The organism is Paenibacillus sp. JL3B1040 (assembly GCF_057063165.1).
This window is the reverse complement of the sequence record NZ_CM169317.1, coordinates 5046724-5066631: the sequence shown is the minus strand read 5'-3', so window position 1 is coordinate 5066631 and position 19908 is coordinate 5046724. Positions and strand designations below refer to the sequence as shown.

Annotated in this window: 28 protein-coding genes; all 28 read left to right on the top strand. The window is 50.7% G+C overall.

Going from position 1 to position 19908, the window contains the following annotated elements; genetic code table 11:
- The first annotated feature begins 28 nt into the window (after nt 1-28).
- The gene (gene rpoC, locus ACZF99_RS23325; protein ID WP_483607286.1) at nt 29-3643 is read left to right on the top strand and encodes a DNA-directed RNA polymerase subunit beta'; all 3615 of its coding nucleotides are present in this window, start codon (nt 29-31) and stop codon (nt 3641-3643) included.
- A 397-nt stretch (nt 3644-4040) separates the two neighbouring features.
- Nucleotides 4041-4904: an AraC family transcriptional regulator gene (locus tag ACZF99_RS23320; RefSeq protein WP_483607285.1), complete on the top strand. Its 864-nt coding sequence runs from the start codon at nt 4041-4043 to the stop codon at nt 4902-4904.
- Nucleotides 4905-4930: 26 nt separating this feature from the next.
- Entirely contained in the window at nt 4931-5407 is a 477-nt protein-coding gene (locus ACZF99_RS23315; RefSeq protein ID WP_483607284.1) for a hypothetical protein, read from the top strand.
- Between the two features lie 155 nt (nt 5408-5562).
- On the top strand, nt 5563-5814 hold the full coding sequence (locus tag ACZF99_RS23310) for a ribosomal L7Ae/L30e/S12e/Gadd45 family protein (RefSeq protein ID WP_240269703.1): 252 nt from the start codon (nt 5563-5565) through the stop codon (nt 5812-5814).
- 142 nt (nt 5815-5956) lie between these two features.
- Nucleotides 5957-6379 (top strand): 30S ribosomal protein S12, encoded by a 423-nt coding sequence (gene rpsL / locus ACZF99_RS23305; RefSeq protein ID WP_018753998.1) that lies wholly within the window; start codon nt 5957-5959, stop codon nt 6377-6379.
- A gap of 236 nt (nt 6380-6615) precedes the next feature.
- On the top strand, nt 6616-7086 hold the full coding sequence (gene rpsG, locus ACZF99_RS23300; RefSeq protein WP_046680956.1) for a 30S ribosomal protein S7: 471 nt from the start codon (nt 6616-6618) through the stop codon (nt 7084-7086).
- 47 nt (nt 7087-7133) lie between these two features.
- Nucleotides 7134-9212 carry an elongation factor G gene (fusA, locus tag ACZF99_RS23295; protein WP_483607283.1) on the top strand — a complete coding sequence of 693 codons (2079 nt, stop codon included), beginning with the start codon at nt 7134-7136 and terminating at the stop codon, nt 9210-9212.
- Between the two features lie 83 nt (nt 9213-9295).
- Nucleotides 9296-10486, top strand: a complete 1191-nt coding sequence (gene tuf, locus ACZF99_RS23290; protein WP_483607282.1) for an elongation factor Tu — start codon at nt 9296-9298, stop codon at nt 10484-10486.
- A 488-nt stretch (nt 10487-10974) separates the two neighbouring features.
- On the top strand, nt 10975-11283 hold the full coding sequence (rpsJ, locus tag ACZF99_RS23285; protein ID WP_009226637.1) for a 30S ribosomal protein S10: 309 nt from the start codon (nt 10975-10977) through the stop codon (nt 11281-11283).
- A 45-nt stretch (nt 11284-11328) separates the two neighbouring features.
- On the top strand, nt 11329-11952 hold the full coding sequence (gene rplC, locus ACZF99_RS23280) for a 50S ribosomal protein L3 (RefSeq protein ID WP_483607281.1): 624 nt from the start codon (nt 11329-11331) through the stop codon (nt 11950-11952).
- A 28-nt stretch (nt 11953-11980) separates the two neighbouring features.
- Entirely contained in the window at nt 11981-12604 is a 624-nt protein-coding gene (rplD, locus tag ACZF99_RS23275; protein ID WP_068783689.1) for a 50S ribosomal protein L4, read from the top strand.
- Nucleotides 12604-12894 (top strand): 50S ribosomal protein L23, encoded by a 291-nt coding sequence (gene rplW, locus ACZF99_RS23270; RefSeq protein ID WP_036619513.1) that lies wholly within the window; start codon nt 12604-12606, stop codon nt 12892-12894. The genes rplD and rplW overlap by 1 nt, the downstream gene beginning before the upstream one ends.
- A 28-nt stretch (nt 12895-12922) precedes the next feature.
- On the top strand, nt 12923-13753 hold the full coding sequence (gene rplB, locus ACZF99_RS23265; protein ID WP_483607280.1) for a 50S ribosomal protein L2: 831 nt from the start codon (nt 12923-12925) through the stop codon (nt 13751-13753).
- 74 nt (nt 13754-13827) lie between these two features.
- Nucleotides 13828-14106, top strand: a complete 279-nt coding sequence (gene rpsS, locus ACZF99_RS23260; protein ID WP_059040324.1) for a 30S ribosomal protein S19 — start codon at nt 13828-13830, stop codon at nt 14104-14106.
- Between the two features lie 38 nt (nt 14107-14144).
- Nucleotides 14145-14477, top strand: a complete 333-nt coding sequence (gene rplV / locus ACZF99_RS23255; RefSeq protein ID WP_009226643.1) for a 50S ribosomal protein L22 — start codon at nt 14145-14147, stop codon at nt 14475-14477.
- 13 nt (nt 14478-14490) lie between these two features.
- Nucleotides 14491-15159, top strand: a complete 669-nt coding sequence (rpsC, locus tag ACZF99_RS23250; protein ID WP_483607279.1) for a 30S ribosomal protein S3 — start codon at nt 14491-14493, stop codon at nt 15157-15159.
- Between the two features lie 2 nt (nt 15160-15161).
- Nucleotides 15162-15596 (top strand): 50S ribosomal protein L16, encoded by a 435-nt coding sequence (gene rplP / locus ACZF99_RS23245; RefSeq protein ID WP_059040326.1) that lies wholly within the window; start codon nt 15162-15164, stop codon nt 15594-15596.
- The gene (rpmC, locus tag ACZF99_RS23240; RefSeq protein ID WP_018753986.1) at nt 15586-15786 is read left to right on the top strand and encodes a 50S ribosomal protein L29; all 201 of its coding nucleotides are present in this window, start codon (nt 15586-15588) and stop codon (nt 15784-15786) included. The genes rplP and rpmC overlap by 11 nt, the downstream gene beginning before the upstream one ends.
- Before the next feature lie 52 nt (nt 15787-15838).
- Nucleotides 15839-16102, top strand: a complete 264-nt coding sequence (gene rpsQ / locus ACZF99_RS23235; RefSeq protein ID WP_036619522.1) for a 30S ribosomal protein S17 — start codon at nt 15839-15841, stop codon at nt 16100-16102.
- 36 nt (nt 16103-16138) lie between these two features.
- Nucleotides 16139-16507: a 50S ribosomal protein L14 gene (rplN, locus tag ACZF99_RS23230; protein WP_009226648.1), complete on the top strand. Its 369-nt coding sequence runs from the start codon at nt 16139-16141 to the stop codon at nt 16505-16507.
- A 52-nt stretch (nt 16508-16559) separates the two neighbouring features.
- Nucleotides 16560-16913, top strand: a complete 354-nt coding sequence (gene rplX / locus ACZF99_RS23225; protein WP_009226649.1) for a 50S ribosomal protein L24 — start codon at nt 16560-16562, stop codon at nt 16911-16913.
- 33 nt (nt 16914-16946) lie between these two features.
- Nucleotides 16947-17489, top strand: coding sequence for a 50S ribosomal protein L5 (gene rplE / locus ACZF99_RS23220; RefSeq protein WP_059040327.1), 543 nt, complete (start codon nt 16947-16949; stop codon nt 17487-17489).
- Nucleotides 17490-17531: 42 nt separating this feature from the next.
- On the top strand, nt 17532-17717 hold the full coding sequence (locus tag ACZF99_RS23215) for a type Z 30S ribosomal protein S14 (RefSeq protein WP_009226651.1): 186 nt from the start codon (nt 17532-17534) through the stop codon (nt 17715-17717).
- 31 nt (nt 17718-17748) lie between these two features.
- Nucleotides 17749-18147, top strand: a complete 399-nt coding sequence (gene rpsH, locus ACZF99_RS23210) for a 30S ribosomal protein S8 (protein WP_036619532.1) — start codon at nt 17749-17751, stop codon at nt 18145-18147.
- 30 nt (nt 18148-18177) lie between these two features.
- Nucleotides 18178-18720 carry a 50S ribosomal protein L6 gene (gene rplF, locus ACZF99_RS23205; RefSeq protein WP_483607278.1) on the top strand — a complete coding sequence of 181 codons (543 nt, stop codon included), beginning with the start codon at nt 18178-18180 and terminating at the stop codon, nt 18718-18720.
- A gap of 84 nt (nt 18721-18804) precedes the next feature.
- Nucleotides 18805-19173, top strand: coding sequence for a 50S ribosomal protein L18 (gene rplR, locus ACZF99_RS23200; RefSeq protein WP_483607277.1), 369 nt, complete (start codon nt 18805-18807; stop codon nt 19171-19173).
- A gap of 28 nt (nt 19174-19201) precedes the next feature.
- A complete protein-coding gene (gene rpsE, locus ACZF99_RS23195) occupies nt 19202-19699 on the top strand; it encodes a 30S ribosomal protein S5 (protein ID WP_009226655.1) in 498 nt (165 codons plus the stop codon).
- Between the two features lie 12 nt (nt 19700-19711).
- Entirely contained in the window at nt 19712-19897 is a 186-nt protein-coding gene (gene rpmD, locus ACZF99_RS23190) for a 50S ribosomal protein L30 (protein ID WP_009226656.1), read from the top strand.
- Nucleotides 19898-19908: the final 11 nt, after the last annotated feature.

The window sequence follows — 19908 nt, the reverse complement described above, 5'->3', positions numbered from 1 at the left end:
TCAGGACTTGGTTAAGGAGGGATGCTCCTTGTTGGACGTCAACAACTTCGAGTTTATGAAAATTGGGCTTGCTTCCCCAGATAAAATTCGTTCTTGGTCCCGCGGAGAAGTAAAGAAACCGGAAACGATCAACTACCGCACGCTGAAACCGGAGAAGGAAGGGTTGTTCTGCGAAAAGATTTTCGGCCCGACCAAAGACTGGGAATGCCATTGCGGTAAATATAAACGCGTTCGCTACAAAGGCGTCGTCTGCGACCGCTGCGGCGTTGAGGTCACTCGCGCTAAAGTGCGCCGCGAACGGATGGGGCATATCGAGCTGGCAGCGCCGGTATCCCACATTTGGTACTTCAAAGGGATCCCGAGCCGGATGGGCCTTGCGCTCGACATGTCTCCGCGTTCCCTGGAAGAGATCATTTATTTTGCATCTTATGTCGTAACGGATCCAGGCGAAACGCCGCTGGAGAAAAAGCAGCTATTGTCCGAGAAGGAGTACCGCAGCTACCGCGAGAAATACGGTTACGGGTTCCAGGCCGGCATGGGTGCGGAAGCGGTGAAGAAGCTGCTCCAGGATCTCGACATCGACAAAGAGCTTGATTTCCTGAAGGAAGAATTGCGCACGGCCCAAGGCCAACGCCGCAACCGCGCGATCAAACGTTTGGAGGTCATCGAAGCGTTCAAAAGCTCCGGCAACGAGCCGGAGTGGATGATCCTCGACGTGCTCCCGGTCATTCCGCCGGAGCTGCGTCCGATGGTTCAGCTCGATGGCGGCCGCTTTGCGACGTCCGACTTGAACGATTTGTACCGCCGCGTCATCAACCGGAACAACCGGTTGAAACGTCTGCTTGATCTGGGCGCGCCGGATATCATTGTGCAAAACGAGAAACGCATGTTGCAGGAAGCCGTTGACGCCCTGATCGACAACGGCCGCCGCGGTCGTCCGGTTACGGGCCCGGGCAACCGTCCTTTGAAGTCCTTGAGCCATATGCTCAAAGGGAAACAAGGGCGGTTCCGGCAAAACCTGCTGGGGAAACGGGTTGACTACTCCGGTCGTTCCGTTATCGTCGTAGGTCCGTACCTGAAAATGTACCAATGCGGCCTGCCGAAGGAAATGGCGCTGGAGCTGTTCAAGCCTTTCGTGATGAAAGAGCTGGTTAACAAAGGCCTGGCGCACAACATCAAGAGTGCAAAACGCAAAGTCGAACGCGTCAGCCCGGAAGTCTGGGACGTGCTAGAGGAAGTCATTAAGGAGCACCCGGTATTGTTGAACCGTGCACCTACGCTTCACCGTCTTGGGATTCAGGCGTTCGAGCCGATCCTGGTGGAAGGCCGCGCCATCCGTCTGCATCCGCTCGTATGTACGGCGTACAACGCCGACTTCGACGGTGACCAAATGGCCGTTCACGTGCCGTTGTCCGCGGAAGCTCAGGCGGAAGCCCGCATCCTGATGCTGGCCTCCGGCAACATTTTGAACCCGAAAGACGGCAAGCCGGTCGTTACGCCTTCGCAGGACATGGTCCTCGGCTCCTACTATCTGACCATGGATAACAAGGAAGCCAAAGGTTCCGGCATGATTCTGTCTTCGGTCAACGAAGCGGTATCGGCTTATCAACGCGGAACGGCCTCGTTGCATGCGCGGGTCGCCATTCCGGCGAAAGCGCTGGGCAAAACCAGCTTTACGGAAGCGCAGCAGAACGCTTTGCTGGTCACGACCGTAGGTAAAATCATTTTCAATGAGATTTTCCCGGCCAGCTTCCCGTATATTAATGAACCAACGCGCGTCAACCTGTTCCAAGGCACCCCGGATCATTACTTCATTCATGAGAAGGGCGCGAACATTGTGGAACGCATTATGGCCGCACCGCAAGCAGGCGGTGTGGGCAAGGAATACCTTGGCGAAATTATCGGCCGCTGCTTCGAAATCTACCATACGACGGAAACCTCCGTCATTTTGGACAGAATCAAGCAAACCGGCTTTACGTACTCGACTCGCGCGGGCGTAAGTATCGCGGTAGCGGACGTTATCGTGCCGAAAGAGAAGCAGGACATCCTGCACGATTCCGACGAGAAGGTGCGCGTCGTCACCAATCAATACCGGCGCGGTTTGATTACGAACGAAGAACGTTATGACCGCGTTATCGATATCTGGTCCAAATGTAAGGACCAAATTACCGACGTGCTTATGAAATCGATGGACCGCTACAATTCCATCATGCTCATGGTTGACTCCAAGGCGCGCGGTAACAAATCGCAGATCACCCAGTTGGGCGGTATGCGGGGCCTGATGGCCAACCCGGCGGGCCGGATCATCGAGCTGCCGATCAAATCGAACTTCCGCGAAGGCCTGACCGTCCTTGAGTACTTCCTGTCGACGCACGGCGCGCGGAAAGGTCTGGCCGATACCGCACTGCGGACCGCCGACTCCGGTTACCTGACGCGCCGGCTTGTCGACGTGGCCCAGGACGTCATCGTCCGCGAGGAAGATTGCGGTACGGACAAAGGCTTTACCGTCAGCGTGATCCAGGATGGCAAAGAGGTTATCGAGGATCTGTACGACCGGATCGAAGGGCGTTACTCGTTCGAAACGATCAAGCATCCGCAAACGGGCGAGATCATCATTCATCGCAATGAATTGATCGACTCCGATAAAGCGCATGAAATCGTGGACGCGGGCATCACCAAGCTGCAAATCCGTTCCGTGCTCAGTTGCCGCGCTCGTCATGGCGTGTGCAAGAAGTGCTACGGACGCAACCTGGCGACCGGGAAGCATGTGGAGATCGGGGAAGCCGTCGGCATCATCGCGGCCCAATCGATCGGCGAACCGGGAACCCAGCTCACCATGCGTACGTTCCATACCGGGGGCGTTGCGGGTGACGATATTACCCAAGGTCTTCCGCGGATTCAAGAGCTGTTCGAAGCCCGGAATCCGAAGGGCCAAGCGACGATCAGTGAGATCGACGGCGTAATCAAGGAAATTCGCGAAGCCAAGGACCGTCGCGAAATCGAGGTCCAAGGCGAAGCGGAAACGAAGGTTTATTCCGTCACTTACGGTTCGCGCCTGCGCGTCAGCGAAGGTGACGAGATCGAAGCCGGCGACGAGCTGACCGACGGTTCGATCGACCCGAAAGAAATTTTGCGCATCAAAGGGATTCGCGGCGTGCAGAACTATATTCTGCAGGAAGTGCAACGCGTATATCGGAACCAAGGCGTAGAAATCAACGACAAGCACGTTGAGGTCATGATCCGCCAGATGCTGCGCAAGATTCGGATCGTGGATGCCGGCGATACGCCGCTCCTGCCGGGCTCTTTCGTCGACCTGCATGAATACGAAGTCGCCAACAAGGACGCGATCTTGTCCGGTAAAGAGCCGGCGGTTGCCAAACCGGTTCTGCTCGGGATTACGAAAGCGTCGCTGGAAACCGACTCCTTCCTGTCCGCCGCTTCCTTCCAGGAAACGACGCGGGTGCTTACCGACGCCGCCATCAAAGGCAAAGTCGATAAGCTGCTCGGCTTGAAAGAGAATGTCATCATCGGTAAGCTGATTCCTGCCGGTACCGGCATGAATCGCTACCGCAACATTCAATTCGAAGAGCCGGAGGATCAGGAGACAAATGAAGAGAACCTGGAACCTGTGTCCGTTGAGTAGGTAACAAACTGAATGCCGCAGAGCTTTGACAAAACGTCGAAGCTTTTGCGGCTTTTTTCATTTTCGAAGCTGTTCGAGAATAAGCTAATAGACAGGCCGGGTGATGGCTATATAAGTTAACTATAGTTCATATCCATATTTTGAAGTGAAGGATGGTATATGCCTACGAACACGGGGCAAGAAATTTCAGTCAGGCTGATGCACCTCCAAGAGGCGAAGAAGGTACAACAGCTGGGACGCCGAGCTTTTATGGGACTGGAAAGCTTATTTGTGAGCAAGCCGAAGGATGCCGTCGTGGCATTGGATGGAGATCTACGGTTGAACTCGCATTTTCGAACAGAGAATGCGAGGCAGTACGAAAGAGCGAACACTAAAATTGAAAATGGGAGCGAAAAGAATGGATTGGATTGGACGTTTGAATCAAGCACTCGATTATATCGAAGACAATTTGGATGGGGAGATCGGTTTTGAGAAAATAGCGCAAATTGCCTGTTGCTCATCATTTCATTTTCAACGAATGTTCTCTTACATAGCAGGCATTCCCTTATCCGAATATATTCGCAGGAGAAGGATGACAGCCGCCGCCTTTGATTTGCAGACTAGCAACATCAAGATTATTGATCTGGCGCTGAAATATGGCTACGACTCTCCGACCTCCTTTAATCGGGCATTTCAGACTCTGCATGGCATTGCCCCCTCCGCTGCACGTACCGAGGGCGCGCCGCTCAAGGCATTTCCAAGGATTCGCATCTCAGTTTCAATTAAGGGAGAGACGGAAATGAAATACAGGATTGAGAAGAAAGAGGCATTTCGTATCGTAGGCGTAAAAGAAAGCATGGATGTAAACCTGGAGGAGAATTTTGCTAAGATCCCTCAACTCTGGCAACAGGTAACGCAGGATGGAAGTCTTATGAGGCTCGTGAAAATGATGAATCAGCCTCCTTTCAGTATCCTGGGCGTCAGTACTTGTATGAACGGAGAAAAAATGGACTATTACATTGCTGCAGCTACCAATTTACCTGCACAGGAGGGCATGTGTGAGACGATCGTTCCGGCAGGGATTTGGGCGATCTTTGAGTGTGTTGGACCGCTGCCTCATACTATGCAGGATTTGCAAAGACGGATTATTACCGAGTGGCTTCCCACCTCCGGCTATGAATATGCCGATGCCCCGGATGTTGAGGTATACACCAACGGGGATCAACAAGCTGCGGATTACCGATCCGAAATATGGCTTCCAGTCGTGAAGAAAATGCAATAGGTTATGGAAGTGAGGAGTGAAAAAGTATGGTACATTTGGTGTACTGTGATAATGCGGGAAAATTGGGTGAGCGTGTACTGGATAAAATTCTGTCCGGAACAAAAACAATGATTGTAAGAGGTGCGGCTGGCCGTAAAATTCCGCATAGCCGAGTGCATGAAGGGGAAACCATTTATTTTATGGAGAAGGGATCAGCACTTATTACTGCACTTGCCACGGTAAAAACCGTTCAAAACTATGTAAAGCTGACAGAAGATGAAATTGTAAAAACGTTAAGCGACAATCAAAGCAAGTTAAACTTAACCGAGAAGCAAAAAGAGCGATGGCGCAAAAAGTGTTTATGCCTTGTAGAATTCGAAGACGTGCAGAGAATCGATCCGCCTCACGCCTTTGACCATCAAGGCAATATGGACGATTGGCTGATTATCGATAAGATCGAAGATGTGGTCGTTGGGACAAGCATTCCTTTTAATTATGAAAAATCCAGATTTAGAGAGAAATGAGAGCTATTCTAATAAGATATGAATGAAGATTCCTTTTCAATAATCAGCTGTCAATAATCAGCTCTCAATAATCTGCTTGACATCGCCTATCCGGAGTGATAATATATCAAAGTGCGTGAGTTCGTGTACACCCTGTGCTTTGGAGGACAATGCGAATGTCTAATGATAAAGGACTACGGGACGCACCGGTGAAGATCGGCACCAAACAAACCATGCGAATGGTCGAACTTGGACGGGCCGAGGAAGTTTATGTTGCTGAGAATGCAGATCCGCGTCTTACGTCAAGGATCGTCGCCTTATGCAACCAACATGCCGTCAAGGTCACTTATGTGGATACGATGGCCAATCTCGGCAAGGCTTGCGGGATTGAAGTGGGAGCGGCGATGGCTGCGATCGTAAAGTCATAGTTGATCGAAAATGTTTTTGCTAATGAGGGGAACTCCTTGGCAAAAACATTTCCTTTGTTCTTTTATGAACCGCCTGGGTCTGTGGGCTTAATCAAGAGGTTTGTAAAAAGATTTGAATTCTGAGGAAGGGGGTGGCAACAACATGCCAACAATTAACCAATTAGTACGTAAGGGACGCCAAGATAAGGTGTACAAATCCAAATCGCCAGCGCTGCAAAGAGGGTTCAACGCTCTGAAACGCGAGGCTACGGATCTGAGCTCCCCGCAAAAACGCGGCGTCTGCACTCGTGTAGGTACAATGACTCCGAAGAAACCGAACTCCGCACTTCGTAAATATGCCCGTGTTCGTTTGACGAACCGTGTAGAGGTGACGGCTTACATTCCAGGGATCGGTCACAACCTGCAAGAGCACAGCGTTGTGCTGATTCGTGGCGGCCGGGTCAAAGACCTTCCGGGTGTACGTTACCATATCGTACGCGGAGCTTTGGACACCGCTGGGGTTAACAACCGGATGCAAGCTCGTTCCAAATACGGCGCGAAACGTCCGAAAGCGAAGAAGTCTTAAGATCGCTTGGAGTTTAAATGGAAGTTCAAAAACCGGCTTTTCAGCACCGAGAAGGTTGGATGAAGCTAGGGACTGAGTAGCGGAGCGTAGATAGATCTACGTGAGCAACGGAAGGCTCGGCTGAATTCAAGATTCGAAGTCGAAACTGCATCATGATGTACATCGTGATCAAAAGATGGTTTTTGAACTACTACTACTAAAGGTTTGAATTATTGCTGAAAGGGGGATAACAAACTATGCCACGCAAAGGTCCAGTTACGAAAAGAGACGTGTTGCCAGATCCAGTGTATAACAGCAAATTGGTTACTCGCTTGATCAACCGCATCATGCTTGACGGTAAACGCGGCGTTGCTCAAAGCATTCTGTACAATGCGTTCAACATCATTCAAGAGCGCACGGGGAACGACCCTATGGAAGTGTTTGAAGCGGCGATCAAGAATATCATGCCTGTACTGGAAGTTAAAGCTCGCCGTGTCGGCGGTGCAAACTACCAGGTTCCGATCGAGGTTAAACCAGAGAGACGTACATCCTTGGGATTACGTTGGCTCGTAAACTACTCCCGCAACCGCGGTGAGAAAACGATGGAAGAGCGTTTGGCTGCCGAGATCATCGACGCATCCAACAACACAGGCGCTTCCGTAAAGAAACGCGAAGATACGCACAAAATGGCGGAAGCGAACAAAGCGTTCGCGCACTACCGTTGGTAGGATAACGCCCGTATTTCAAAATTTATATTTTGAAGGGAGACAGATTCATGGCAAGAGAGTTCTCCTTGAAAAATACACGTAATATCGGGATCATGGCGCATATTGACGCCGGTAAGACAACCACGACGGAACGGATCTTGTTCTACACGGGCCGTACGCACAAAATCGGGGAAGTTCACGAGGGTGCTGCGACGATGGACTGGATGGAACAAGAACAAGAGCGCGGAATCACGATTACGTCCGCTGCGACGACCGCTCAATGGAAAGGTCACCGCGTAAATATCATCGATACCCCGGGACACGTCGACTTCACCGTTGAAGTCGAACGTTCCCTGCGTGTATTGGACGGGGCTGTAGGCGTGTTCAGTGCTAAAGAAGGCGTTGAGCCGCAGTCTGAAACCGTTTGGAGACAAGCTGACCGCTATGGCGTTCCTCGGATCGCTTATGTCAACAAAATGGATATCATCGGTGCCGATTACCTGAACGTTGTCAAAGATATGCGCGAGCGTCTGCAAGCGAATGCCGTTGCGATCCAATTGCCGATCGGTGCGGAAAACGATTTTGTCGGGATTATCGACATCATCGCTCAAAAAGCGTATATGTACAGAGACGATCTGGGACAACAAATCGATGAGGTAGAAATCCCTGCAGAATTCACTGCACAAGTTGAAGAACTTCGTGCGGAGTTGGTAGAGAAGGTTGCCGAGCTGGATGAAGAATTAACGATGAAATACCTCGAAGGTGAGGAAATCAGCGTTGAGGAACTGAAAGCGGCGCTTCGCAAAGGCGTTTGCGAAGTAAAAATCTTCCCTGTCATCTGCGGTTCTTCCTACCGTAACAAAGGGGTTCAGCTCATGCTGGACGCCGTTATCGACTACTTGCCAGCTCCGGTTGACGTACCAAGTATCCAAGGTCACTTGGAGGACGGTACGGAAGTGGAACGTCACTCTTCCGACGAAGAGCCGTTCGCGGCGCTTGCATTTAAGATCATGACTGACCCTTACGTTGGTAAGCTGACGTTCTTCCGCGTATACTCCGGTATTTTGCAATCCGGTTCCTACGTGCTGAATGCAACGAAAGGCAAACGCGAACGGATCGGCCGTATTCTTCAAATGCACGCCAACAGCCGTCAGGAAATCAGCGAAGTCTACGCTGGTGACATCGCTGCCGCTGTAGGTTTGAAAGATACCGGCACGGGTGATACACTGTGTGATGAGAAGTCTCCGGTTATTCTCGAATCGATGAACTTCCCTGATCCGGTTATCGAAATCGCCGTTGAACCTAAGACGAAAGCCGACCAGGACAAAATGGGCGTTGCTCTCGGCAAACTGACGGAAGAAGATCCGACGCTTCGCGCTCATACGGACGAAGAAACGGGACAAACGATCCTTGCGGGTATGGGTGAGCTTCACCTCGATATCATCATCGATCGGATGCGCCGCGAATTCAAAGTGGAGACGAACGTTGGTAAACCTCAGGTTGCTTATCGCGAAACGTTCAGAGCACCTGCTCGCGTTGAAGGTAAGTTCGTTCGCCAATCCGGCGGCCGTGGTCAATACGGTCACGTTTGGGTTGAATTCGAACCGCTGGAGCCGGGAACGGGCAACCAATTCGACAGCAAAATCGTCGGCGGTGCCGTACCGAGAGAATATATCGCCCCTGCACAACAAGGGATCGAAGAAGCGATGCAGAACGGTGTTCTTGCCGGCTTCCCGGTCGTTGACGTGAAGGCGACGATCGTCGACGGTTCTTACCATGACGTCGACTCCAGTGAAATGGCGTTTAAGATCGCCGGCTCGATGGCCCTGAAAGCGGCCAAAGAGAAGTGTCAACCGGTTCTGCTCGAGCCGATCATGAAAGTTGAAGTAACGGTGCCTGAGGAGTACATGGGTGACGTTATGGGTATGCTGAATTCTCGCCGTGGCCGTATCGAAGGTATGGATTCCCGCGGTGGGGCGCAAATTATCCGTGCGAAAGTGCCTCTCTCCGAAATGTTCGGTTACTCGACAACGCTTCGTTCCGGTACGCAAGGACGCGGCGTGTTCTCGATGGAACTTTCTCACTACGAAGAAGTTCCGAAGACCATTGCTGAGGAAATCGTGTCCAAGCATAAAGGCGGAGAATAATCTAATGTATTTACCGGTCGGAGGATCCGTTCTTCCGAACGGTCACACATAACAATCCATATTTTAAGGAGGAACTGTTTAAAATGGCAAAGGCTAAATACGAACGTACAAAACCGCACGTTAATATCGGTACGATTGGTCACGTCGACCATGGTAAAACAACTCTGACTGCAGCCATCACGACTGTATTGTCCAAAACATACGGCGGCGCAGCCGTAGCATTCGACCAAATCGACAAAGCTCCGGAAGAACGCGAACGCGGGATCACGATCTCGACGGCTCACGTTGAGTATGAAACCAACAACCGCCACTACGCACACGTTGACTGCCCAGGGCACGCCGACTATGTTAAAAACATGATCACCGGCGCGGCTCAAATGGACGGCGCAATCCTGGTTGTATCCGCAGCTGACGGCCCAATGCCGCAAACTCGCGAGCACATCCTGTTGTCCCGTAACGTAGGCGTTCCTTACATCGTCGTATTCCTGAACAAATGCGACATGGTTGAAGACGAAGAGTTGCTTGAACTGGTTGAAATGGAAGTTCGCGACCTGCTGAACGAATATGAGTTCCCGGGCGACGACACTCCAATCATCCGCGGTTCCGCTCGTGAAGCTCTGCAAAACCCTGATGGCGAATGGGCTAAGAAAATCGTTGAAATGTTCGAAATCATCGACGAGTACATCCCGCTTCCAGAGCGTCCGGTTGACAAACCGTTCCTGATGCCTGTCGAGGACGTATTCTCGATCACGGGCCGCGGTACGGTTGCTACCGGCCGTGTTGAACGCGGTACGGTTAAAGTCGGCGACGAAATCGAAATCGTGGGTATCGTTGAAGAAACGAAGAAATCCGTCGTTACCGGCGTTGAAATGTTCCGTAAATTGCTCGATTCCGCTCAAGCGGGCGACAACATCGGCGCATTGCTCCGCGGCGTTGACCGTAAAGAAATCGAACGCGGTCAAGTATTGGCTAAACCGGCTTCCGTTAATCCGCATACCGAGTTTACCGCTCAAGTATACGTATTGACCAAAGAAGAAGGCGGACGCCATAAGCCGTTCTTCTCCGGCTACCGTCCTCAGTTCTACTTCCGTACAACGGACGTAACTGGCATCATCAACCTGCCAGAAGGTACTGAAATGGTTATGCCTGGCGACAACATCGAAGTTACCGTTCAACTGATCTCCCCGATCGCGATCGAAGAAGGAACTCGCTTCTCCATCCGCGAAGGCGGCCGTACTGTTGGATCCGGTGCCGTTGTTACCATCAACAAATAAGAAGGCTTTGCAGCCTTAAGAAAGGAGCTGCCCTCCGGTTTCGGAGAGCAGCTCCTTTCTATTTAAACGAAGATCGACACACCGGCCGGATACTTTGCAGGATTATCCCCTTGAATCAGATTGCCTGAAAACTGGAGGAGAGCTCGCCTCATTTCGGGCCTAGGCTTCCCCTGAATGAAAGGGATAATCGTGCAAAGGGAGCGTATGGGACATCAAGGCGAGACCTATATTCTCCGGGATCTGATCCATAGAAGAGGGAGCACGCTTTTTTTGTGCCGTCCGCGGCAGGCGGGATGGCAAGCGGAACCTTTAGATTTTATGCTTGCATTCCGCCTACCTTTTCTATATAATAGTGAATGTTGTTCTGTGACGTTGCGATGATGTGAGAGGTTACTGACACACCCGGCCCCTTTGCCATGGGAGGGCGGTCAGAAAATTTTCACGGAGTATGTCCGATACTAAATTGGGCGATAGAAGGAGGGACTAAAATGGCAAAGCAAAAAATTCGTATTCGTTTGAAAGCTTACGACCACAGAATTCTTGATCAATCCGCAGAGAAAATCGTTGAAACGGCAAAACGTTCGGGTGCTGGCGTATCCGGGCCGATTCCGTTGCCAACCGAGAAACAAGTGATTACTATTCTCCGTGCGGTACACAAGTACAAGGATTCCCGGGAGCAATTCGAACAACGGACGCACAAACGTCTGATCGACATTGTGAACCCGACTCCACAAACTGTGGATGCCTTGATGCGCTTGGACCTGCCGTCCGGTGTAGATATCGAAATCAAATTGTAATACCTACTATTGTAAGGTAACTAGGAAAGGAAAAGAGGTGTCAACATGAAAGGTATCTTAGGAAAAAAACTTGGAATGACTCAAGTGTTTACTCCGGAAGGGAACGTGATTCCCGTAACGGTTATTGAGGCAAGCTCTAACGTGGTTCTGCAGAAGAAAGACCTGGAGAATGACGGCTATGAAGCGATCCAAATCGGCTATGCCGATAAGAAGGAAGCGAGAGCAAACAAACCGGAAGTTGGGCATGCGAAGAAAGCAGGCGCAACGCCTAAGCGCTACGTTCGCGAAATTCGCGGTGTTGATTTGGCAGGATACGAGGTTGGCCAAGAGGTCAAAGTCGATATTTTTGCTGAAGGCGAATTTGTTGACGTAACGGGTATTTCGAAAGGTAAAGGGTTCCAAGGCGTGATTAAACGCTGGGGACAAAGCCGCGGCCCGATGGCTCACGGTTCCCGTTACCATCGCAGACCGGGTTCGATGGGTTCCATCCAAGCGAACCGCGTTCCGAAAGGCAAACGCCTTCCAGGACATATGGGCAGCGAAACCGTAACGATCCAAAACCTTGAAGTTATCCGCGTTGATGCGGAACGCAACGTACTGCTGGTTAAAGGCTCGATTCCGGGTCCTAAAAACAGCTTCGTCAAAATCAAACAAACCATTAAGAAATAATTAGCCCTCAAGAAAGGAGGAACAACAAATGCCAAAAGTAGCACTTTTCAATATTAGCGGTAGCCAAGTGGGCGAAGTGGAATTGAACGATGCCGTATTCGGAATTGAGCCGAACACGCATGTCCTTCATGAAGCTGTAGTCATGCAGCGCGCTTCCCTGCGTTTCGGTACGCATAAAGTCAAAGGACGCTCCGAAGTTCGCGGCGGCGGCCGCAAGCCTTGGAAACAAAAAGGTACGGGCCGTGCGCGTCAAGGTTCGATCCGCGCTCCTCAATGGAAAGGCGGCGGCACGGTATTCGGACCGACTCCGCGCAGCTATTCCTACAAACTGCCGAAGAAAGTTCGTCGTTTGGCGATCAAATCGGCGCTTTCGTCGAAAGTGATCGATCAGGACATCATCGTATTGGATGCTCTTGCGATGAACGCTCCGAAAACGAAGGAATTCGCGGCGATCTTGAACAATCTGAAAGTGGAACGCAAAGCTTTGGTCGTAGCTCCTAGCTATGACGACAACTTGGCGCTTTCCGCGCGCAACATCCCAGGCGTGAAGTTCGTAGCGGCAGACGGCATTAATGTTCTTGACGTGCTGACGCACGACAAACTGATCATTACGAAAGAAGCAGTTCAGAAGGTAGAGGAGGTGCTCGCGTAATGAAAGATCCTCGCGATATTATCAAACGCCCGGTGATTACGGAACGTTCGACCGAATATATGAACGACCTGAAATACGTTTTCGAGGTTGATATTCGCGCCAACAAAACCGAAATCAAGCAAGCTGTAGAATCGATCTTCGGTGTGAAGGTAAAGAACGTCAACACCCTGCGTGTTCCCGGGAAGCTGAAACGTTACGGACGCTACTCCGGATACACTCCCGAATGGAAGAAAGCTTTTGTTACATTGACTGCGGACAGCAAGCCGCTTCAGTTCTTTGAATCGGTATAAAATCGTTTAAAGTAAGGAGGGAAATCTCGTGCCAATCAAAAAGTACAAACCGACATCCCCGGCAAGACGCGCCATGAGCGTATCGACCTTCGAAGAAATTACGACGGATCAGCCGGAGAAATCTTTGCTTGCGCCGCTGAGCAAAACGGCCGGCCGCAACAACCAAGGTAAAATCACTGTTCGTCACCACGGCGGCGGACATAAACGTAAATACCGCATCATCGACTTCAAACGGAACAAAGATGGAATTCCAGGCCGCGTTGCTACGATCGAATACGATCCGAACCGGACTTCGAACATCGCTTTGATCCATTATGCCGATGGCGAAAAACGCTACATCATCGCTCCGAAGGGCTTGAAAGTGGGCGACGTGATCGAATCCGGCGTGGGTTCCGATATCAAAATCGGCAACGCGATGCCGCTGGAGAACATTCCGGTAGGTACCGTGATCCACAACATCGAGCTGAAGCCGGGCAAAGGCGGACAACTCGTTCGTGCTGCCGGTACGGAAGCTCAATTGCTCGGTAAAGAGGACAAATACGTAACGATCCGCCTGTCTTCCGGCGAAGTTCGTAAAGTCCTGAAGGTTTGCCGCGCGACGATCGGTTCCGTAGGTAACGGTGACCATGAGCTCGTCAAAATCGGTAAAGCGGGACGCAGCCGCTGGCTCGGACAACGTCCGGAAGTACGCGGTGTCGTCATGAACCCGAACGATCACCCTCATGGTGGTGGTGAAGGTCGCGCTCCGATCGGCCGTAAATCTCCGTTGTCTCCTTGGGGCAAACCGACCCTGGGTTACAAAACGCGTAAAAAAGGCAAAGCTTCTGATAAATATATCGTTCGCCGTCGTACGAAGTAATCCGCATTATGCGGATCACTTCGCGGCATGAACGAAACGTAACTTGCAGCGCATTGCGAAGGGAGGATAAATGAATGAGTCGCAGTCTGAAAAAGGGACCTTTTATCGACGGTTACCTGCTTAAGAAAGTGGAGGAAGCGAGCGCTTCGAACAAGAAGGTCGTGATCAAAACCTGGTCCCGTCGCTCCACGATCTATCCGCAATTCATTGGTCATACGTTTGGTGTCTATGACGGCCGCAAGCACGTACCGGTGTACGTAACCGAGGATATGGTCGGACATAAACTGGGCGAATTTGCTCCAACCCGGACCTACAAAGGTCATACGGATGACGATAAGAAAACGAGACGTTAATTAAGATAAGTTCTTCGTTTGAGAGGAGGTAATACTACATGGAAGCTAAAGCACATGCAAGATCGATTCGTATTGCTCCCCGCAAAGCTCAACTCGTGGTTGACCTGATCCGCGGTAAGCAAGTCGGCGACGCGATCGCGATTCTCCGCCATACGCCAAAGGCGGCTTCCCCGATCGTGGAGAAGCTGTTGAACTCGGCGATTGCCAATGCCGAACATAACTATTCTATGGATGTAAATAAATTGGTGATTACGCAAGCCTACGTCAACCAAGGCCCGACGATGAAACGTTTCCGTCCGCGGGCAATGGGACGCGCTAGCCGGATCAACAAACGCACCAGCCACATTACATTGGTGGTATCCGAAAAATAAGGAGGGAAAACGTGTGGGCCAAAAGGTAAATCCGGTCGGATTACGAGTAGGGATTATCCGTGATTGGGAATCCAAATGGTACGCAGGCAAAGATTTTGGTGATCTTTTGCTGGAAGACGTAAAAATTCGTGAATACCTGAAAAATAAACTGAAAGACTCCGCGGTATCTCGGATTGAGATCGAGAGAGCGGCGAATCGTGTGAACGTCACGATCCACACAGCCAAGCCGGGCATGGTTATCGGTAAAGGCGGTTCGGAAGTGGAAAACCTGCGCGGTGAAATTACGAAAATCGCAGGCGGCAAAAAAGTTCACATCAACATTTCGGAAATCAAACACCCCGATCTTGACGCAATTTTGGTTGCTGAAAGCATCGCACAACAATTGGAACGTCGCGTTTCTTTCCGTCGTGCGCTGAAACAAGCGATTCAAAGAACGATGCGTTCGGGAGCTAAAGGGATCAAAACGGCAGTCAGCGGTCGTCTCGGCGGTGCTGAAATTGCTCGTACGGAAGGCTACAGTGAAGGAACTGTTCCACTTCATACGCTCCGCGCCGACATCGATTACGGTACGGCAGAAGCGCATACGACTTATGGCCGCATCGGCGTAAAAGTATGGATCTATCGTGGAGAGGTTCTTCCTACGGCTAAGAAACAACAAGCTGCTCAGGAAGGAGGCAACTAATCATGTTGGTACCAAAACGCGTAAAACACCGCAAGCAACAACGCGGGAATATGAGAGGCCAAGCGAAAGGCGGCACCGAACTGAACTTCGGCGAATACGGCCTGCAAGCTCTGGAGCCGACTTGGATCACGAACCGTCAAATCGAAGCAGCGCGTATCGCGATGACTCGTTATATCAAACGGGGCGGTAAAGTATGGATTAAGATTTTCCCTGACAAGCCGATTACTCAAAAGCCTCTTGAAGTCCGGATGGGTAGCGGTAAAGGTAACGTAGAGAAATGGGTCGCAGTTGTGAAACCGGGCAAAATCATGTTTGAGCTTGCCGGGGTATCGGAGGAAATCGCACGCGAAGCTATGCGTCTTGCCGCCCACAAACTGCCGATCAAAACGAAGTTTGTGAAACGTGAAGAATTGGGTGGTGAAGCAAATGAAAGCTAATGAACTTCGCAACTTAACCACTGCAGAAATCGAACAAAAAATCGCAGGTTTTAAAGAGGAACTCTTTAACCTCCGTTTTCAGTTGGCTACCGGCCAACTCGATAACCCGACTCGGATCCGCGATGTGCGTAAGGAAATAGCTCGTGCTAAAACCGTTATCCGTGAAAGAGAACTTGGGATTATCAGTTAAGAAGCGCTAAGCGCAAGAAGCGAAGCGCCTAAGTCCAGGAAGGAGGCTAACCATGAGCGAACGTAACAGCCGTAAAGTGCAAATTGGTAAAGTCGTCAGCGACAAGATGGACAAAACGATCGTTGTTGCTGTAGAAACCTACAAGAAGCATGATTTGTACCACAAGCGCATTAAATACACGAAAAAATTCAAAGCGCATGACGAGAACAACACCGCGAAAATCGGAGATACCGTCAAAATCGCCGAAACTCGCCCGCTGTCCAAAGACAAACGCTGGAGACTCGTTGAAGTCGTTGAAGAAGCGGTTATCATTTAATAGCACGGTAGCTTAGACCGAAAGGAGGAAATATCCATGATTCAACCATTTACACGTTTGCAGGTTGCCGACAACTCCGGCGCGAAGGAACTGATGTGTATCCGCGTTTTGGGTGGTACGGGTCGTCGTACGGCACAAATCGGAGATCTGATCGTTTGTTCCGTCAAACAAGCAACACCAGGCGGCGTTGTCAAAAAAGGGGATGTAGTCAGAGCGGTTGTCGTTCGTACGAAACGTTCGGTTCGTCGGAAAGACGGTTCCTACATTGCATTCGACGAGAACGCAGCGGTTGTTGTTAAAGAAGATAAGAGCCCGCGCGGAACGCGTATCTTCGGACCGGTTGCACGCGAACTTCGCGACAAAGACTTTATGAAGATCGTTTCCTTGGCTCCGGAAGTTATCTAAGAACACCCCGTAACTCAATGGGGAGCCCGATTTAACAGGAGGTGTAAACCAAGTGCCTAGACTGAAGAAGATTCTTGAATCTCATAACAATAAGCTGCACGTCAAAAAGGACGACACGGTGATCGTGATTTCCGGCAAAGACAAAGGCAAAAAAGGCCGCGTCATCGCCGCTTATCCTCGCGAAAACCGCGTGCTTGTGGAAGGCGTGAACATGGTTAAGAAACATCAAAAACCAAATCAACTGAACCCACAAGGCGGCATCATCGAGAAAGAAGCTCCGATTCACGTTTCGAACGTCATGCACGTTGATCCGAAGAGCGGAAAAGTAACCCGTATCGGTTACAAAGTATTGGACAACGGCAAGAAAGTTCGCGTAGCGAAGAGATCCGGAGAAGTAATCGACTAATCCAGTAACGTTAAGAAAGGAGGTCCATGATTCATGGCAGCAAGATTGAAAGAACGCTTTTTGAACGAAGTAACACCTGCTTTGGTTCAAAAATTCAACTATACAACGGTAATGCAAGTGCCGAAGATCGAGAAAGTCGTTATCAACATGGGTGTTGGCGACGCTGTAGCGAACTCTAAAGTGCTTGATTCCGCAGTAAACGATATGCAACTGATCGCGGGTCAAAAGCCGGTGATCACCCGCGCGAAGAAATCGATCGCCGGTTTCAAACTGCGCGAGAACATGCCGATCGGCGTGAAGGTAACGCTTCGCGGTGAACGCATGTATCATTTCCTCGACAAACTGTTTAACGTAACGCTTCCGCGTGTCCGTGACTTCCACGGCGTATCGACGAAAGCATTCGACGGTCGCGGCAACTATACGCTGGGCCTGAAAGAGCAGCTGATTTTCCCGGAGATCGAATACGATCAAGTGGATAAAGTGCGCGGTATGGATATCGTCATCGTCACGACGGCGAAAACCGACGAAGAGTCCCGCGAGCTCTTGACGCAGCTCGGCATGCCGTTTGCTAAGTAAAGGTCCATTTTCTCCGAAACTATTTAGGAGGTGTCAGGCTAAGTGGCTAAAACTTCGATGAAAGTTAAACAACAACGTACACCTAAATTCAAAGTGCGGGCTTATACCCGTTGTGAACGTTGTGGTCGCCCACATTCGGTATTGCAAAAGTACAAAATTTGCAGAATTTGCTTCCGTGAATTAGCTTATAAAGGCCAGATTCCTGGCGTGAAAAAAGCAAGCTGGTAATTAATCAACAACGGGAAGGAGGTTTACACGTATGACTATGTCAGATCCAATTGCAGATATGCTTACTCGTATTCGTAACGCCAATACGGTGCGCCACGAGACGGTTGAACTGCCTGCGTCCACGATCAAGAAACAAATCGCCGAGATCCTGAAGCGTGAAGGTTTCATCCGTGACGCTGAATATATCGACGACAACAAACAAGGGATCATCCGTATTTTCCTGAAATACGGCCCGAACAACGAACGCGTCATCTCTGGGCTTAAGAGAATCAGTAAACCAGGCCTTCGCGTGTACACGAAAAGCAATGAAATTCCTCGTGTCCTCGGCGGCTTGGGTATCGCGATTATCTCCACTTCCAAAGGTGTCATGACCGACAAGGAAGCTCGCCAGTCCAAAGCCGGCGGCGAAGTTGTCTGCTACGTTTGGTAATTAACGTCTTATAACAAGGAGGTGCAATAAATGTCTCGTATTGGTCGCAAACCAATTACAGTACCAAGTGGTGTGGATGTCACACTTAACAATAGCGTCATTACGGTAAAAGGGCCGAAAGGCACTTTGACTCGTGAGCTTCACAAGGACATCAAGGTATCGGTTGAAGGCAACGTGATCACCGTTGAACGTCCTTCCGACAATAAAGCGCATCGTTCCCTGCATGGCACGACCCGCTCCGTTGTGAGCAACATGGTCAGCGGGGTAACGGAAGGTTTCTCCAAATCGCTCGAATTGGTTGGTGTCGGTTACCGCGCAAGCTTGTCCGGCAACAAGCTGGTTCTGAACGTAGGTTATTCCCACCCGGTGGAGATCGTTCCGGAAGCGGGCATCGAGTTTGAAGTGCCTTCGAATACGAAGATCATCGTGAAAGGGATCAACAAAGAGCGCGTAGGCGAATACGCCGCTAAAATCCGTTCCGTTCGCGAACCTGAGCCGTACAAAGGCAAAGGGATCAAGTATGAAGGCGAACGCATCATTCGTAAGGAAGGTAAAGCCGGTAAGAAGAAATAAGCTTCTTCTTCACGTGCCGGTCCTTCTGGCGTCTTGAAACGAAATGTCCGATAGCGGTAAACCGAAGGGAGTGAAATGGAAGTCATGATTACAAAAGGTGATAAGAACAAAGCGCGTCTGAAAAGACATCTGCGTGTACGTAAAAAAGTTCAAGGAACGGCAGCTCGTCCTAGACTGAACGTATACCGTTCTTCCAAACATATCTACGCTCAACTGATCGACGACGTGGCAGGCGTAACGCTGGCCAGCGCATCGACCGTCGATAAAGAACTGAGCGGTTCGATCGGCAACGGCGGCAACGTGGAATCCGCTCGCAAAGTGGGCGAATTGATCGCGAAGCGCGCTCAAGAAAAAGGGGTCAAGAACATTGTGTTTGACCGCGGAGGATACTTGTACCATGGACGGATTCAGGCGCTGGCTGACGCAGCCCGCGAAGCAGGCCTGGAATTCTAAAAATAATCACTAAAAGGAGGTTAACGACTTGCGTGTAGATCCGAACACTTTAGAACTGACAGAAAGAGTTGTAAACATTAACCGCGTAGCTAAAGTAGTTAAAGGCGGACGTCGTTTTAGCTTCAGCGCGCTCGTGGTTGTCGGCGACGGCAAAGGCTGGGTTGGCGCCGGGATCGGTAAAGCAGGCGAAGTGCCTGACGCGATCCGCAAAGGCATCGAAGATGCGAAGAAAAACCTTGTGCATGTTCCGCTTGTGGGCACTACGATCCCTCACCAAGTAATCGGGCATTTCGGAGCTGGCCGCGTTCTGTTGAAACCGGCATCCGAAGGTACCGGGGTTATCGCCGGCGGTCCGGTTCGTGCGGTTCTCGAACTGGCTGGGGTAGGCGACATTTTGACTAAATCTTTGGGTTCTTCGAATTCCATCAACATGGTCAACGCGACTTTGGAGGGCTTGTCCCGTCTGAAACGCGCTGAGGATGTTGCGAAATTGCGCGGTAAAACCGTCGAAGAACTTCTCGGTTAAGGAGGGAATCTCATGGCTAAACTGCAAATTACCCTCGTGCGTAGTTTGATCGGTCGTCCGGAGAATCAACGTACTACCGTGAAAACATTGGGTCTTCGCAAGATCAACCAATCCGTCGTTCACAACGATAACCCGGCCATTCGCGGCATGGTTAATCAAGTGAGCCACTTGGTATCGGTTAAAGAAATCGAAGGCTAATCATTTCGATA